The organism is Streptomyces sp. NPDC001020 (genome assembly GCF_053599115.1).
Window position 1 is genome coordinate 128,179 of sequence record NZ_JBSFLQ010000007.1, and the last position, 14,829, is coordinate 143,007.

Consider the following 14,829-nt stretch of genomic DNA (forward strand, 5'->3'; position numbering starts at 1 on the left):
GTGAAGAAGCACGTGGCGGGCTCGCGTGGACCCGCTCATTGCCTTCCCTGGACGAACCAAGATGTTCACAACGACGGTTCGGGTGCCGGCAGCGCCTGCTCGGCCCAGATCACCTTTCCCCGGGCCGTGTACCGGGTGCCCCAGCGCTCGGCCATCTGCGACACGAGGAACAGCCCCCGGCCGCCCTCGTCGGTTGTCGCGGCGTACCGCAGGTGCGCTGAGGTGCTGCTGCCGTCGGACACCTCGCAGATCAGCGTGCGGTCGAAGATCAGCCGGACGTGGATCGGCTCGGAGCCGTAGCGGATGGCGTTGGTGATGAGCTCGCTCAGTACGAGTTCCATGCCAAAACCCAGCTCGGAGAGCTGCCACTCGTCGAGTTTGGCGGACAGGGCCCCACGCATTCCGGCTACGGCGGCCGGGTCGGCCGGCACATCCCAGTCGGCGATCCGGTCGGGTGGCAGCGCCCGGGTGCGGGCGATGAGCAGGGCCACGTCGTCCCTGGGTCGCGCGGGCAGCAACTCGCCCAGCACGGCCTGGCAGCTCTCCTCCGGCGACCGGCCGGGATGACCCGTCAGCGCGGCGCGCAGCATCTCCATGCCCACGTCCAGGTCGCGGGTGCGGTCCTCGACGAGACCGTCGGTGTAGAGGACGAGCTGGGAGCCCTCTGCGAGGTCCAGCTCGGCATTCTGGAACGGCATGCCGCCGAGGCCCAGCGGTGGCCCGGCAGGCAGGTCGACGAAGGTGACGCTGCCGTCCGGCTGGACCAGTGCGGGGGCCAGGTGGCCGGCGCGCGCCATGGTGCAGCGGCGCGTCACCGGGTCGTAGATCGCGTACAGGCAGGTGGCGCCCACGATGCCGGCGGTCGGTTCCGTACTCGTCTCCTCCTGGTCGATGCGGCCCACCAGGTCGTCCAGGTGGCTCAGCAGCTCGTTGGGCGGCAGGTCGAGCGAGGAGAAGTTGTGCACCGCAGTGCGCAGTCGCCCCATCGTGGCTGCGGCGTGCAGGCCGTGGCCGACCACGTCACCCACGACCAGCGCCACCCGGCTTCCCGGCAGCGGTATCACGTCGAACCAGTCTCCGCCCACGCCCGACTGGGCGGGGAGGTAGCAGTGGCCGACCTCCAGGGCGTTCTGTTCGGGCAGGGCACGGGGCAGCAGGCTGCGCTGGAGAGTGACGGCCAGGGCGTGCTCGCGGGTGTAACGGCGGGCGTTGTCGATGCTGACCGCGGCGCGCGCCACCAGTTCGTCCGCCAGATTCAGATCCTCCTCGTCGAAGAGGGTGTGCTGCTTGGTACGCCAGAATTCGGCTATGCCCAGTGCGACGTCACGGGCCCGGATCGGGGCGGCGATGAGGGAGTGGATGCCGTGGGCGAGGACCTTCTCGCAGTGCTCCGGGTCCTGCGCGTACCAGTCCGGGTCGGTCGACAGGTCGGCCACCAGCACCGAGCGGCCGGTGCGCAAACAGCGCGCCTGGGGGGTGGCTGACAAGAAGTCGATCAGCGTGCCCTTTTCGTACAGCGGATGGCCCTCCCGAATGCCGCACACGGCGGTGCGGCGCATGGCCTGTGTGCTGTGGGCCGGTTCCTCGCCACGCAGTACGGGCTCGGCCAGGTCCACGGTGACGAAGTCGGCGAAGCGAGGGACGGCGACATCCGCCAACTCCTCGGCGGTGCGGACCACGTCGAGGCTGGTGCCGATGCCGAGGCCGGCGTCGTAGAGCAGCTTGAGCCGTGCCCGTGCGACCTCCGCCCTGCCGGACGCCGCCTGCAGTTCGGTCGAGTCGCGCAGCGTCACCACCGTGCCCTCGGGACCTCCCTTACGGCCCGTAGACCGCTGGTTGACCACCAGCAGCCGATCCCCGGCGAAGTGCACCTCGTCGGCGGCCTCGCGGCCGGAGGCGAGCAACGCCACCGTGTCCGGGCCGAGGTTCAGCTGCGACACATGCCGTCCCTCGGCGTCGGGGGGCAGTTCCAGCAGCCGCCGGGCTTCGGCGTTGGCCAGCAGCAGGCGCCGGTCGACGCTGATGATGAGCACCCCTTCGCGCACGGAGTGCAGCACCGCGTCGTGGTGCTCGTACATACGGGCCAGCTCGTCCGGGGCGAGGCTGTGGGTCTGCCGTCGCAGCCGCCTGACCACCAGCATGGTTCCGCCGGTGGCCACCGCGAGCCCGCCGGTCCCGGCGGCGAGGATCAAGAGCAGATGCCGATCGACCTGGTTGCTCACGCTCTTGAGCTTCAACCCGGCGGAGACGAGGCCCACCACCTTGCCGCCGTTCTTGACCGGGACGGTCGCCTGCATCTCGGAGCCCAGGGGGCCGTGGACGGTTTCGGTGGAGACCTTCCCGGCCAGTGCGGGCCCGATCGCGCCGACGAAGCGCTTGCCGATCAGGCTCGGGACGGGGTGGGTGTAGCGGATGCCCTTGGTGTTCATGACCACGATGAAGTCGACGCGCGCAGCCTTGCGCCCCGCCTCGGTGAGCGGCTGGAGCACCCTCGTCGGGTCAGGGCTCCGCAGCGCCGGCACGATGCCCGGCGAGTGCGCGAAGGCCTGGGCGACGGCGATGGACCGGCGCTTGGCCTCTGCGTAGTCGTCCCGCTGGGACTGCAGGACGAGGGCGAAGACGCTGCAGGCCACGAGCAGCAGCACCAGCGCCACCTGCAGAAGGAACACCTGCGCAGCGACACTGCGCGGCCTCTTGCCGACCAACCGCGGCGAGATACACCGCACCCTGGCGAAAAACCTCGCCATCACACCTTTCTAGCACAGTGGTCCCGGCGAGCCCCGAGACAGCTGCAACTCCGCGTCCGGGGGTGTGCGTGCGGGAGGGATCAGCGCACACCGCAACGGGGGAACTTCTCGTCCACGTACCGCCCGACAAGCCGGCAGGAGCGGGCAGAGGCATGTTCTGGCGACCACGTCGGCGCCCTGTGCCCCTGAGGCTGTTCTCTTCGGGGCGCGTCCGGTGGGACCGGCGACGTGGTGATCCGGGCATCGCTTTCAGCAGGGCGGAGCGTGTTCACCGCCATGGTTCGGTCCCCGCCGAAGTGACGCACCTCTAGGGTCTGCTCACGGAGATCGATCAGCTCCTCGACCGACCCGCTTCGGCGGTGCGGCCGACCCCTTCAGCCCAACGAACCGGCCACATCAGCCTGATCAGTCCCGGCCGGCGGGGCGGAGGGACTCCTTTCTTCCTGAACATTCACCGAGGTGAGGACTTGCGTAAACAAGTGAACACAGTATTCCCAACCGCCGTGGTCACGGCAGTCGCCGTGGCACTCTTAGCAGGCGTGGCAAGCCCGGCGGCTGCGAGCGGAAGCAGCACGGGGCACGCTCTTTTAGGCGCGGGGGACGCCGGGTCGAGCCGCTCGCTCACCGCCAGGCACAGCATCACGCTGATCACGGGCGACCGGGTCCTGGTGGACGCCGCGGGACGCGCTGTCGGATTCGAGCGGGCAAAGGGACGTGAACACGTACCCGTCCGGACGCGCACTGCCGACGGTCACACCCTGGTGGTGCCTTTCGACGCCGAACGTCTCATCGCCGCCGGCAGGCTCGACCAACGGCTTTTCGACGTCACCGAGCTCGACCGACCCGCTGTCCGCAAGGCCCAGAAGAAGGGCCTGAAGGTGATTGTCGGCTACCAGGGCGCGACCGCCGCGGCCGCCCGTGCCCAGGTGCGCGCCGCAGGCGACACCCAGGTGCGCAGGACTTTGAAGAACCTCGACGCGGACGCCGTCGTCGTCCCCCGCGGCGACACCAAGGGCCTGTGGGACGCACTCACCCGCGAGCAGGCGGGTGGTTTCCGCACCACTGCTTCCGGAATCTCGCACATCTGGCTGGACGGTGTGCGTAGGGCGAGCCTCGACAAGAGCGTTGCGCAGATGGGTGCGCCCAGCGCCTGGGCGGCAGGGTACGACGGTAAGGGCGTGAAGATCGCCGTGCTGGACACGGGTGTCGACGCCACACACCCGGACCTGAAGAACCAGGTGGTCGCCGAGAAGAACTTCACCGCGTCGGCCGACGCCCGGGACCGCCAGGGGCACGGCACACACGTCGCGTCCACCGCGGCCGGCACGGGTGCCAAGTCCGGCGGCACGTACAAGGGCGTCGCGCCAGGCGCCAAGCTGCTCAACGGCAAGGTTCTCGACGACGACGGCGTAGGCGACGACTCCGGAATCCTCGCAGGCATGGAGTGGGCGGCCGAGCAGGGCGCCGACATCGTCAACCTCTCCCTCGGCAGCCAGGACAGCCCCGGAGTGGACCCACTGGAGGCGGAGGTCAACAAGCTCTCCGCGCAAAAGGGCATCCTCTTCGCCGTCGCGGCCGGCAACGACGGCCCGCAGACGTTGAGTTCCCCCGGCAGCGCGGACGCCGCGCTGACTGTCGGAGCGGTCGACGGCAACGACAGGCTGGCGGACTTCTCCGGCACGGGCCCGCGCGTCGGTGACGGCGCGATCAAGCCCGATGTCACCGCGCCGGGGGTGGACATCACCGCGGCCGCGGCACCGGGCAGCGCTCTCGTGCGCGAGGTCGGTGAGAGGCCGCCGGGCTATCTGACGATCTCCGGTACGTCGATGGCGACCCCGCACGTCGCCGGCGCCGCCGCAATCCTCAAGCAGGAGCACCCGGACTGGACGTACGCCGAGTTGAAGGGCGCGCTGACGGGCTCGGCCAAGGGCGGCGGCTACACGCCCTATGAACAGGGTGCGGGCCGTGTCTCCGTCGACAAGGCCATCAAGCAGTCACTGGTCGCCGAACCGGTGTCGCTGAACTTCGGCACGCAGCAGTGGCCGCACACCGACGACGCCGCGGTCACCAGGCAGCTGACGTACCGCAACCTGGGCAAGGTCGAGATCACACTCGGCCTCTCCATGACCGCGAAAGACTCCAAGGGACAGGCTGCCCCCGACGGCTTTTTCAAGCTCGGTGCGCAGACGGTCACTGTCCCGGCCGGCGGCACGGCGTCCGTCACCGTCACCGCCGACACCAGGAAGGGCACCCTGGACGGTTCCTACTCGGCGTACGTCACCGCCACACAGGGCGGCCAGTCCGTACGCACGGCCGCGACGGTGACCCGCGAGGTCGAATCCTACGACCTGACGGTCAAGCACATCGGTCGCGACGGGCGGCCCTCGTCCGAGTACACCACCGCACTGAAGGGCCTGTCCGGCCTGGCGAACGGGATCGACCTCACTCCGTACGACCCGTCGGGCACGGTCAGGGTCCGCGTCCCCAAGGGCGACTACCTCCTGGACTCGCGGATCGTGATGGATCCGAAGAACGCGCGCAAGGGCATGGACTGGCTGGCCCAGCCGAAGCTGAGTGTCACCAAGGACAAGACGATCACCGTGGACGCCCGGACCACCAAGCCGGTGGACATCACGGTGCCGGACGCCGCGGCGAAGCCGGTCCTCGCCTCGCCGTCCTACACGCTCCGGGCGGGCGGCAAGGTGATCAGCGCCGGCGCCTGGCTCGACAGCTACACCAACCTCCGCACCCGTCACCTCGGTCCGCAGATCACCGACGGTTCACTGTTCCAGCAGTGGGACGGACACTGGACCAAGGGTGCGACCGCCGAGTACGACACGACGGCCGCCACGCCGGTGAAGCAGCTCGCCACGGGCTTCACCAAGCACTACAAGGCCACTGACCTGGCCACGGTCCGGGCCGGGCTGGGCGCCTCCTCGGCGGGCAAGGAAGGATCGGTCACGGCCGTGTTCGATCCGCCGGGGCTGGGCGTTGCCTCCGCGATCTACGTCGAGCAGAAGCTCCCCAGCACGCGCACGCTGTACCTGTCCACGAATGTGCCGTGGACCTTCGACTTCAAACAGTACGGCGCTTCGGACAGTGACGGCCTTCCCAGCATCGAGGCGACCTACTGGAGCAGGACGCCGCAGACCTTCGAGGCGGGCAAGACCTACCGGAAGACCTTCAACACAGGCGTCTTCGGACCCCTGATGAGCGGGAACCACGGTGTCTTCAGGGACGGCAACACCATCGTGGGCCGCCTGCCCATCTACTCCGATGGCCAGAGCCACGAAGGCTCGTCGACGTATCTGTCGGTCAGGACGGCGCTCCACCGGAACGGCACCAAGCTCGTCGAGAACGCCGACCCGCTCGACGGGACGGGCGAGTTAAAGGTCCCAGCAGGGGACGCCGAGTACAGGCTGACGTCGTCCGTCCGGCGCAGCACCAAGGTCGGCGCGGCCTCCACACGCATCGACACCAACTGGACGTTCCGCTCCAAGAAGACCACGACACAGAAGAAGCTGCCGCTGTCCACCGCGCGCTTCAACGCGGCACTCGGCCTGGACAGCAAGGCGCCCGCCGGTAAGACGCAGAGCATCGGGGTGAGCGTCCAGGGCGCGGCCGGGGGCGGCAACCTGAAGTCCCTCACCGTCCGCGTCTCCTACGACGACGGCCGTAGCTGGAAGAAGGTGACGGTCACGGGTGGCAGGATCACCGTGAGGAACCCCGCCAAGGGCAAGGGCATCTCCTTGCGCGCCGCGATCACCGACAAGCAGGGCAACACCTCGATGGTCTCGATCCACAACGCCTACTACGGCAAGTGACATCGCGCCCGAAGGTATGCGCATCGGACCGCGAAGGTGACGTGACGCACCGCACCGGACGTTGACGCTCCCGTCGGTCTGCCGGAAGTTCACACTCCGGCAGACCGATGCCACGTTCGAGCTGCTGCAGGAATCGGGATACGCCGGGCTGCGCATGGGCCAGGTGGCCGCCCGCCGGAGTGGGCAAGACCGCGTTCTATTGATGCCGGCTACGACTCGGCCAAGTCCCGCACCGTGCTTGCCGAACGTGGCCTGCACGGCCGGATCGCGCACAAGGCAACCAAGGCGCCGGTCCAGGCTGTTCAGCGGTGGCACATCGACGCACCCATGCCTGGCAGAACGCCTTCCACCGGCTCGCGCGCTGCCACGCACGCCGAACCACCGTCATTGAGGCCTTCTTCGACCTCCCAGACGCGATCATCACTGTACGCAGCCTGACCGCCGAGCCCGGACCACTCACCGCTGGTATGGGCGCCCGCACCGCCGGCCGTGATCATCCGCCTGTCTGCGCGATCTCTGAGTGGCGTGCATCACGCTCCGGGAACTAGTTCGGGCCGACCGGACAGTCCGATGGTATGGAGATGAGTGCGCGCGCCCGGATACGGGCGGGAGATACCGATACGTTCGGGTCTCTCTTCGATGACTACGCCCGGGCGGTGTACAACCATGCCTTTCGGCTGACCGGTGACTGGTCAGCGGCCGAGGACGTGCTGTCCTTGACCTTCCTGGAAGCTTGGCGGCGGCGCGAAACGGTGGACCTGGACGGCGGGTCACTGCGGCCTTGGCTGCTGGGTATCGCCACAAATACCGCGAGGAACATCCGCCGGGCCGCGCGGCGGCACGAGGCGGCTGTCGGCCGTCTGCCGCGCGAAGAGGTGTTCCCGGACTTCGCCGAGGATTTGGTCGACCGGATCGACGAGGCGGGCCAGGTTGCGGTGCTGCAGGCAGCGTTGTCCCAACTGCGCCGCGCGGAGCGTGAGGTGGTCGCGTTGTGTATCTGGTCCGGCCTGGACTACGCGGCCGCGGCCCAGGCGCTGGGCATCCCGGTGGGCACTGTCCGATCTCGTCTCTCGCGCGCCCGCAAGAAGCTCCGCAGGTTCGCTGGTGCCGAGGTTGGGTTGAAGAGCGGGAACTCGGACGCGGGCTATGGACAGGTAGATGGTGACCGCGTCCCTGCGGTCCGGCCCACCCAGGAGGAGTCCCGATGAGCCCTAAGCCCCCCAGGCCAACCCAGGCCGAGCGCGAGGAGATGACCCGGCTGCTGCCGGTCCCGGCGGAGCGGGACCTGCCTGGGCGCCGCCACCGGCTCCTGAAGGAGCACCTGATGCGCGAAATCCAGCAGAGCACCGATGCCGCCGCCAAGCCCTGGACCCGACATCGCCGCCGCCTGGCATTTACGGCCATCCCGCTGGCCGCAGGCATGGCTGTCGCATTGGCCGTCGGCGGTGTGTTCGAACAGCACCCCACTGCCGGCTCCGGCTCGACGGTGGCCTCCGGCCCGTCGGCACGTGGAACCAACGTCACACCGGCTGCGGTGCTGCTGGACCGTATTGCCACCGTTGCCGCGTCCAAGCCCGCGCCTGCCGTCCGCGACGACCAGTACGTGTACATCTCGAGCAAGGTCGCTTACTCCAGCCAGAGCGACGGCCCCGTCATGCGCCTGGACGAGCCGCACCTGAGGCAGATCTGGCTCTCCGTCGACGGAACTCGCCCCGGCTTGCTGCGCGAGAACGGCGAGGACACAAAGCTGGGCACTGAGCAGAAAGGCGTAACTGTCAGTGAAGGGGATGGCGCCGGCTCCGGACGTCCTGTAACCGTGAAGCCCCAGGGCCATGCGGCACCCACGCTGAACAGCCCGACCTACCGCTACCTGGAGTCGCTGCCCACCGACCCCGACGCGCTGCTGAAGAAGATCTACGACGAAACCAAGGGCGCCGGGTCCGGCCCGGACCAGGAGGCGTTCGTGACGATCGGCGACCTGCTGCGCGAGCAGCTCGCACCGCCGAAGGTCAGTGCCGCCCTGTACAAGGCCGCAGCCAAGATCCCCGGCGTCACCGTCGTGGGCGATGCCGTGGACGCCGCAGGCCGCCACGGCGTTGCCGTCGCCCGCGTCCGCGACGGCGAGCGCACCGAGTGGATCTTCGACAAGCACACCCTGGAATTCCTCGGCGAGCGCAGCGTCATGCTCAAGGACACCCGCTGGTCCAAGGCCGGTCAGGTCACCGCCACCAGCGCTGTCCTGAGCCGCAGCGTCACTGACAAGCCCGGACAGACACGCGGCCGCGCAGGCTGACGAAGCGCTGGGCGGTCCGCCCGCCTGCCCAGACGGGCGGACCGCCCAGCCGAACCATCAACGCGTTACCTCGCCGGTGCCCGTGCGCCCTGCATACACGAGGTGACGACCGAATCCTCGTGACAGGACCTCCTCCATGCATGCGCTGATTTGTGCTGCCCTTCTCACCGGTCTGCCGTCCCCGTACACCGGCCAGGTGCAGCCATGACGCTCCAGGCAACCCGCACCGAGACAGCCGCAGCGTCACAGACGTCAGTATCTGCGCTGCCGTCCTTGACCGGTATGCGCTGGGCTGCGGCGTTCGTAGTCTTCGTCTACCACGTGCGGAACTTCGGCTATTTCCGCGGCGAGAGCGCCCGAATCGTCGACTGGGCGTTCGGGGCCGGCGCGACGGGAGTGTCGTTCTTCTTCATCCTGTCCGGCTTCGTGCTGGCATGGTCGGCCCGCCCGGGAGACAGTGCGCGGGCGTTCTGGCGGCGGCGCCTCGCCCGGATATACCCGGTGCACCTGGTCACCGCGGCGACAGCCCTGGCACTGGCCTTCACCCTGGTGCCGGGTCTGCGTCCCAGCGGCCCCGCAGAAACGGGAGCGAACCTGCTGCTCGTGAGCTCCTGGAACTTGCACTGGTGGCAGGCGCTGAACCCGGTCAGCTGGTCGCTGACCTGCGAGGCGTTCTTCTACGCCGCCTTCCCCGCCCTGTACGCAGGCCTGCTCCGCTTGAGCCCTCGCGGCCTCACCGCCCTGGCTATGTCATGCACCGGCGCAGTGATCTTTCTGCCTTGGGTCAACTCGTCCTTCGACCTGGGGTGGAGACTGTATTCGTTTCCCCTGGCCCGGTTTCCGGAGTTTGTCCTCGGCGTGGCCATCGGCCGCCTGGTCCGGATCGGGCAGTGGCGCGGGCCGGGGTCGGAGGCAGCCATGGGGCTCACCCTCATCGGTTACTTCCTCGCACATCAGGTGCCCGGTGGCGGCAGCTACGCGGCGTTCACGGTGATCGGGCTGGCCTGTCTCATACCTGCGGCCGCGCTCAATGACCTGCGCGGCGCCCCGTCACTGTGGCGCCAACCGTGGCTGGTACGGCTCGGCGAGTGGTCCTTCGCCTTCTACATGATCCACCTTCTCGTCATGCGGGCCGTCGAGCAGATGCTCGGCGAGAGACCCGAACTCGAGACAGCGCACGCCCTGGCTCTCGCCACCGCTGTCTGCACCGTTTCCCTCGGCCTGTCTTGGGCCCTGTACCGCTGGATCGAGCAACCCGGCCGACGATGGATCCTCCGAGGGTCTCGCACCGCGAGCCGTCCAGCCAACGGCGGACGCTGACATGGCGCCTGTCCTCGGGCGGTCCCGGACTGCCGGCCTCACCGCCGCCCTGCTCGCCCTGTGCGCACTTTTGAACGTCACCGCGCTGACCGTCTCCTCCTCACACCACACCGTGGTGGTGATCGGGGCATCGGTCTCTGGCGGCTACAGCAACACACCGGGCGCAGCCTGGCCCGAACAGATAGAGCGGCGCCTCAAACAAGCCCGCCTGCCCGTCTCGGTCGTCAACGCCAGCATCAGCGCCACCCGGCTGCTCACCAAGAACGACGACGGCCGTCCCAGCGCATTGGAACGCGAGGACCGCGACGCGCTCGCGGTCCCCGGCGTGCACACCATCGTGCTCACCGACGTCATCAATGACATCCAGCAGACCCCGCACCAGTACGATCCGCAGGCAATCATCGGCGGGTTCAAAGAATTCGTGTCCCGCGCCCACGCCCGCGGTGTCCGCGTCGTCGCCACGACCATCCCGCCCTACAACGGATTCTTCCGCTACGAGCCGGCCGGTGAGCACTGCCGCCAGGCCGTCAATACCTACATCCGCCGCAGTGGCCTCTTCGACAGCATCCTGGACTTCGACAGCATCCTCAAAGACCCCGCCGATCACACTCGCATCCGTCCCGCCTACGACTCCGGCGACCACCTCCACCCGAACGACCGCGGACACCACGCCATCGCCGAAGCCACCGACCTCCGCCAACTCACCAGCAGTCCGAATCGATAAAGGGTTGCCCTCATGAGTAACTGCCGCAGTGAATGCCGATTCTGGAACTCGCGCGCATAGGTGTCGGTGAGTGCGAGGCGGTAGTGTGAAGATCCGTGACAGAACACGCAGCCCAGCACCGGGTCCACCCGCTCCCCTCGCGTCCGCTACGCATAGCTGCCGCCCAGGCTCAGGCCGAGGCCGGTGATGTCAAGGCCAACGTGGCCACCGTGGCAGCCATGGTCCACGACGCTGCCCGGGCTGAGGCCCGACTCGTGGTCTTTCCGGAGAAGTTCCTCAGCGGCTACGAGCCCGATCTCATCCAGGCCGACCCACACAGATACGCCGTACAGCCCGGCGACCCGCGGCTGGACCCCATCGCCGACGCCTGCCGGGAGACCGGCACGGTTGCCGTTGTCGGCGCTGCGTTCCACGATCAGGGTGATCTGTACGTCTCGGCACTGGTCATCGATACGAACGGGGAGCCCGTCACCCGCTACGACAAGCAGAACCTGTTCAAGTCAGAACGCAAGATCTATCGCGAGGGCGCAGCCGGGTGCACCCTTCAGCTTGAGGACTGGCGCCTGGGGCTGGGTATCTGCTACGACTCCGGCTTTCCCGAGCACGCACGTGCGGCGGCGCTGGACGGCTGCCACGCCTACGTCGTCGGCGGCCTGTTCAGCATCGGCAACGGTTACCACGAGTCGCGCACATGGTTCCCGGCACGGGCCCTGGACAACACCTGCTACGCCGTGCTGGCCAATCACATCGGCACTACGGGGGGCTGGAACGCCTGCGGCTCCAGCGCCATCTGGGGCCCGGACGGGCGGCCGCTCGCCGAGGCCGGCGCGGAACAGCCGGAACTGATCACCGCCAACCTCGACCCGCAGGCCTTGCTTACCGCCCGCGATTCCGAACCGATGCTGCGCGACCTGCGCGACACGACCACTTACGCGCGCGCCTGGCACCAACTCGGCTGACTCGGGTTCAGCTCCAGGAACAGAGCACAACCTCCACAGCCTGCTCCTGCAGGCGGTAGATGTCGGCGTTCTTGGACCCCCGCGGCAGCGTGGAACACAGCCCCGGCGATCATGAAGTCACGCTCTGTATTTATTGAGGGAGTCCTGTGCCCGCGCTGCCGTCATGGCTGACCGAGCCGCTGTGGAACCAATTCATGGTTCTGCTGCCGCAGCGGCCGGAGTACGAGCCAACCCACCCGCTGGGCTGCCACCGCTGCCGGATCAGCGACCGAATCGTCTTCGACAAGCTGCTCCACGTCCTCCGGTTCGGCTGCTCTTACGGGGCGCCGCGGACTCCACTCGCTCGGCTACGACCGTCCGCAACCGCCGCGACCAGTGGATACGCCTGGGCCTGTTCGCCCGCCTGAAGCAAATCGCGCTCGAAGCCTATGACCGCATCGTCGGCCTCGTCCTCGACCAGATCGCCGTGGACGGCGCCCTCACCAAAGCCCCCGGTGGGGGCGAAGCAGCGTGGACTCGCCGGTGAGCAGGTGTGCGACGCGCACCAGACGGGTCCAGGACGCGGCGGAGTACGCGGCGAAGTCGGTGTTCGCGGCGGCTGCGGATGTCTCGTACTGCGGAACGGGGCGTGTTCCTCTGGTCGGGTGGGTGGGCAAGGCCGGTCGGCGGGCGGTCGCACGGCGCCCCGGCCACGGCTGACGGCGGTGCCGTCCCCACCGTGGTTCCGGCGCGCGCGGACGCCGTACCGGTGGCGGTGCTCATCCAAGCGCGCTCCCCGCCCGCCAGTCGGCCCAGTTGACGTTCCAGTCGCCGTAGCCGTTGCCTGGCGCCACCGTCTCCTTCGAGCCGACGACCGTCACCACGTCTCCGGGGATGACCTCGTCGTAGAACCGCTTGGCCGTACCGTCCGTGGCGAGGCCCACGCAGCCGTGGGTGACGTTCTGGCGACCCGCGTACGTGTCCGCCTTCGGGTTCTGGTGGAGGTACGTGCCCGAGGCGGTGAGGTGCACGGCGTAGCGGTAGTAGTCCGCGTAGGCATCGCCGTAGCCGACGGTCCGTGAGTCCATGAAGACTTTGCGCGCCTTGTCGGAGACGATCATCGTGCCGTTCCAGGTGTCCATCCCGGGCGCGCCTGCGGTGATCGGGACGGTGCGCGTCGAGCCGTCTTTGACGACCTTCATGGTGTGGGTGCGCACGTTCACCGTGGCGACGAGGGAGCGGCCGACGGTGAAGTGTCGGGTGATACCGGAACCGGCGTGCACCGTGACCTTGGTCCCGGGCTTCCAGTAGGTGCGCGGTCGGAAGTCGACACGCTGACCGTCGAGCAGATTGCGGTCCTTGACCCAGCTCCAGGAGCCCTCGGCACCGGCGACCACCTTCAACTGCCGCTCGGTGTCGGCGCGCCGGGCCTGCGGCACGGGACGGCTGAAGGTGACAGATATCGGCATGCCGACACCGACCGTCTGCCCGTCGGCGATGTTGACGTGCGCGCCGCTCAGCCGCTTCAGCGGCTCGGGCCCGGGCTGGGAAGCGGCCGTCGCACGAGGTGCTGCCGAGTCCGATGTCGTGTCGGCGGCGGATCCTGCCGCCTGCCCGCAGCCCGCGAGCGCCGCCAGTGTGCACACCGCGATGCTCGTCCGGGCCAGTGCGCGGCGCTGGTTCCGGGGCTTGCTGGTCAATGTGTCCCCCCTGGGATGTGTTTGGATGTGCGGACGTACACCACCTGTACGCACGGGGAGACGGCTGGGTTGCACGGGGCTCCGGAGAATTCGCAGCACTTCGTGGCGGAGCCATGAGCAAGGACGTGGCGGGGTATGACTGAGGAGGAGTTCGACGCGTTCTACGCCGCCGCATTCCCCCGACTGACCGGTCAGCTCTACGCGTTCACCGGGGACCACGGCGAGGCGCAGGACGTTGTGCAGGAGGCGTTCATACGTGCCTGGAACCGGCGCCGTACGTTCCTCGCCGACGCGGCTCCCGAGGCGTGGATACGGAACGTGGCGATGCGGCTCGCGGTCAGCCGCTGGCGACGGGCGCGCCGCTGGCTGGACCTGATGCGTCGTACCCCGCCGCCCGAGCACATGCCTGGCCCCAACCCCGAGCGGGCCGCGCTCGTCGCCGCGCTGCGCAGACTGCCCGAGGCGCAGCGGATGGCCATAGTCCTGCACCATCTGTGCGACCTGAGTGTCGAGCAGGTAGCCTCCGAAACGGGTGTTCCGATGGGGACGGTCAAGGCCCGGTTGTCCCGGGGCCGGGCGGCGCTGGCGCGGCAACTGGCCACCGACGAGGACGAAAGGGAGGCCGACCGTGTCCGATGACCTCACGACCAGGCTGCGCGAGCTGGCCGGCTCCGGGCAGGCCTCACCCCCCGTTTCCGGGACGGAGATTCGCCGCCGGGCAGGCGCACGCCGCCGCCGTCGTACGACCGCCGCAGTCGCCGGCGGCTCGGCGGCGGTCCTGTGTCTCACACTGCTGCTGAACCTCACCCGCCCGGACGCGGCCGACCGCCCCTCCCCGGCCAGTACACCCAGTACCAGCGCGCAGCCCCTCGCCACCGTGGATCTGTCCCGGAGGGTGCTCACCGTCGGCGACCGCTCACTGACGGTTTCCGCGGGACAGTGGCGGTCCTCGGCGCCGGAGAGGCGAATGACAGTCGCCGCGCGCGCGGAGGTGAAGGTCATGCCCGGCACGGCACTCGGGCTCAGGAACGCCCGCACCGCCAAGATCCGCTGGCTGGTCGAGCTCCGCGGCGACGACGGCACGACCACCTACCTCTGCAGCATGCCCTCCGTCACCAGGGATCCCAGCCACGCCGACAGAACGCACGACTGGATCGCACTGGGCGCCGCCGACGCCCAGTGGCTGTACGGGCAGTTGCAGGTGGGGGACATCGTGGACGTCGAAAGCAGCTAGCTTGGTCTTTAACCCAAAGTCCGAAATTCAAGGCCGAGTTGGCGGTGGC

General features: G+C 68.8%; 10 protein-coding genes and 2 pseudogenes. 10 read left to right on the plus strand and 2 right to left on the minus strand.

The window, feature by feature from the left end:
* Positions 1 to 65: 65 nt before the first annotated feature.
* Positions 66 to 2,747, minus strand: coding sequence for a SpoIIE family protein phosphatase (locus ACWDEX_RS08720; protein ID WP_450462544.1), 2,682 nt, complete (start codon positions 2,745 to 2,747; stop codon positions 66 to 68).
* Between the two features lie 479 nt (positions 2,748 to 3,226).
* On the opposite strand from ACWDEX_RS08720, the gene ACWDEX_RS08725 reads away from it, so the two are divergent.
* From ACWDEX_RS08725 to ACWDEX_RS08760, 8 genes and pseudogenes are all read left to right on the plus strand, one after another.
* Complete coding sequence (locus ACWDEX_RS08725) at positions 3,227 to 6,571, plus strand: S8 family serine peptidase (protein WP_450462545.1); 3,345 nt, start codon at positions 3,227 to 3,229, stop codon at positions 6,569 to 6,571.
* A 195-nt stretch (positions 6,572 to 6,766) separates the two neighbouring features.
* Positions 6,767 to 7,064 (plus strand): annotated as a pseudogene (locus ACWDEX_RS08730) (IS5/IS1182 family transposase); the annotation flags it as partial.
* An 82-nt stretch (positions 7,065 to 7,146) separates the two neighbouring features.
* The gene (locus ACWDEX_RS08735) at positions 7,147 to 7,779 is read left to right on the plus strand and encodes an RNA polymerase sigma factor (RefSeq protein ID WP_450462546.1); all 633 of its coding nucleotides are present in this window, start codon (positions 7,147 to 7,149) and stop codon (positions 7,777 to 7,779) included.
* Entirely contained in the window at positions 7,776 to 8,864 is a 1,089-nt protein-coding gene (locus tag ACWDEX_RS08740) for a CU044_5270 family protein (RefSeq protein WP_450462547.1), read from the plus strand. The genes ACWDEX_RS08735 and ACWDEX_RS08740 overlap by 4 nt, the downstream gene beginning before the upstream one ends.
* A gap of 282 nt (positions 8,865 to 9,146) precedes the next feature.
* Positions 9,147 to 10,184 carry an acyltransferase family protein gene (locus ACWDEX_RS08745; RefSeq protein ID WP_450462642.1) on the plus strand — a complete coding sequence of 346 codons (1,038 nt, stop codon included), beginning with the start codon at positions 9,147 to 9,149 and terminating at the stop codon, positions 10,182 to 10,184.
* A gap of 1 nt (position 10,185) precedes the next feature.
* Positions 10,186 to 10,908 (plus strand): GDSL-type esterase/lipase family protein, encoded by a 723-nt coding sequence (locus tag ACWDEX_RS08750; RefSeq protein WP_450462548.1) that lies wholly within the window; start codon positions 10,186 to 10,188, stop codon positions 10,906 to 10,908.
* Positions 10,909 to 11,003: 95 nt separating this feature from the next.
* Positions 11,004 to 11,867: a carbon-nitrogen hydrolase family protein gene (locus tag ACWDEX_RS08755; RefSeq protein ID WP_450462549.1), complete on the plus strand. Its 864-nt coding sequence runs from the start codon at positions 11,004 to 11,006 to the stop codon at positions 11,865 to 11,867.
* A gap of 146 nt (positions 11,868 to 12,013) precedes the next feature.
* Positions 12,014 to 12,378 (plus strand): annotated as a pseudogene (locus ACWDEX_RS08760) (transposase); the annotation flags it as partial.
* A gap of 247 nt (positions 12,379 to 12,625) precedes the next feature.
* Here the strand turns inward: ACWDEX_RS08760 and ACWDEX_RS08765 are convergent.
* Positions 12,626 to 13,546, minus strand: coding sequence for a L,D-transpeptidase (locus ACWDEX_RS08765; RefSeq protein ID WP_450462550.1), 921 nt, complete (start codon positions 13,544 to 13,546; stop codon positions 12,626 to 12,628).
* Positions 13,547 to 13,681: 135 nt separating this feature from the next.
* Here ACWDEX_RS08765 and ACWDEX_RS08770 point away from each other — a divergent pair, with 135 nt between their 5' ends.
* Together ACWDEX_RS08770 and ACWDEX_RS08775 are read left to right on the plus strand one after the other, a co-directional pair.
* Positions 13,682 to 14,185: a SigE family RNA polymerase sigma factor gene (locus tag ACWDEX_RS08770; protein WP_450462551.1), complete on the plus strand. Its 504-nt coding sequence runs from the start codon at positions 13,682 to 13,684 to the stop codon at positions 14,183 to 14,185.
* On the plus strand, positions 14,175 to 14,780 hold the full coding sequence (locus tag ACWDEX_RS08775; RefSeq protein ID WP_450462552.1) for a L,D-transpeptidase family protein: 606 nt from the start codon (positions 14,175 to 14,177) through the stop codon (positions 14,778 to 14,780). The genes ACWDEX_RS08770 and ACWDEX_RS08775 overlap by 11 nt, the downstream gene beginning before the upstream one ends.
* Positions 14,781 to 14,829: the final 49 nt, after the last annotated feature.

Coding starts and splice junctions, on each gene's coding strand:
- ACWDEX_RS08720 (WP_450462544.1), bottom strand. CDS start 2,747: ATGGCGAGGTTTTTCGCCAGGGTGCGGTGTATCTCGCCGCGGTTGGTC.
- ACWDEX_RS08735 (WP_450462546.1), top strand. CDS start 7,147: ATGGAGATGAGTGCGCGCGCCCGGATACGGGCGGGAGATACCGATACG.
- ACWDEX_RS08740 (WP_450462547.1), top strand. CDS start 7,776: ATGAGCCCTAAGCCCCCCAGGCCAACCCAGGCCGAGCGCGAGGAGATG.
- ACWDEX_RS08745 (WP_450462642.1), top strand. CDS start 9,147: ATGCGCTGGGCTGCGGCGTTCGTAGTCTTCGTCTACCACGTGCGGAAC.
- ACWDEX_RS08750 (WP_450462548.1), top strand. CDS start 10,186: ATGGCGCCTGTCCTCGGGCGGTCCCGGACTGCCGGCCTCACCGCCGCC.
- ACWDEX_RS08770 (WP_450462551.1), top strand. CDS start 13,682: ATGACTGAGGAGGAGTTCGACGCGTTCTACGCCGCCGCATTCCCCCGA.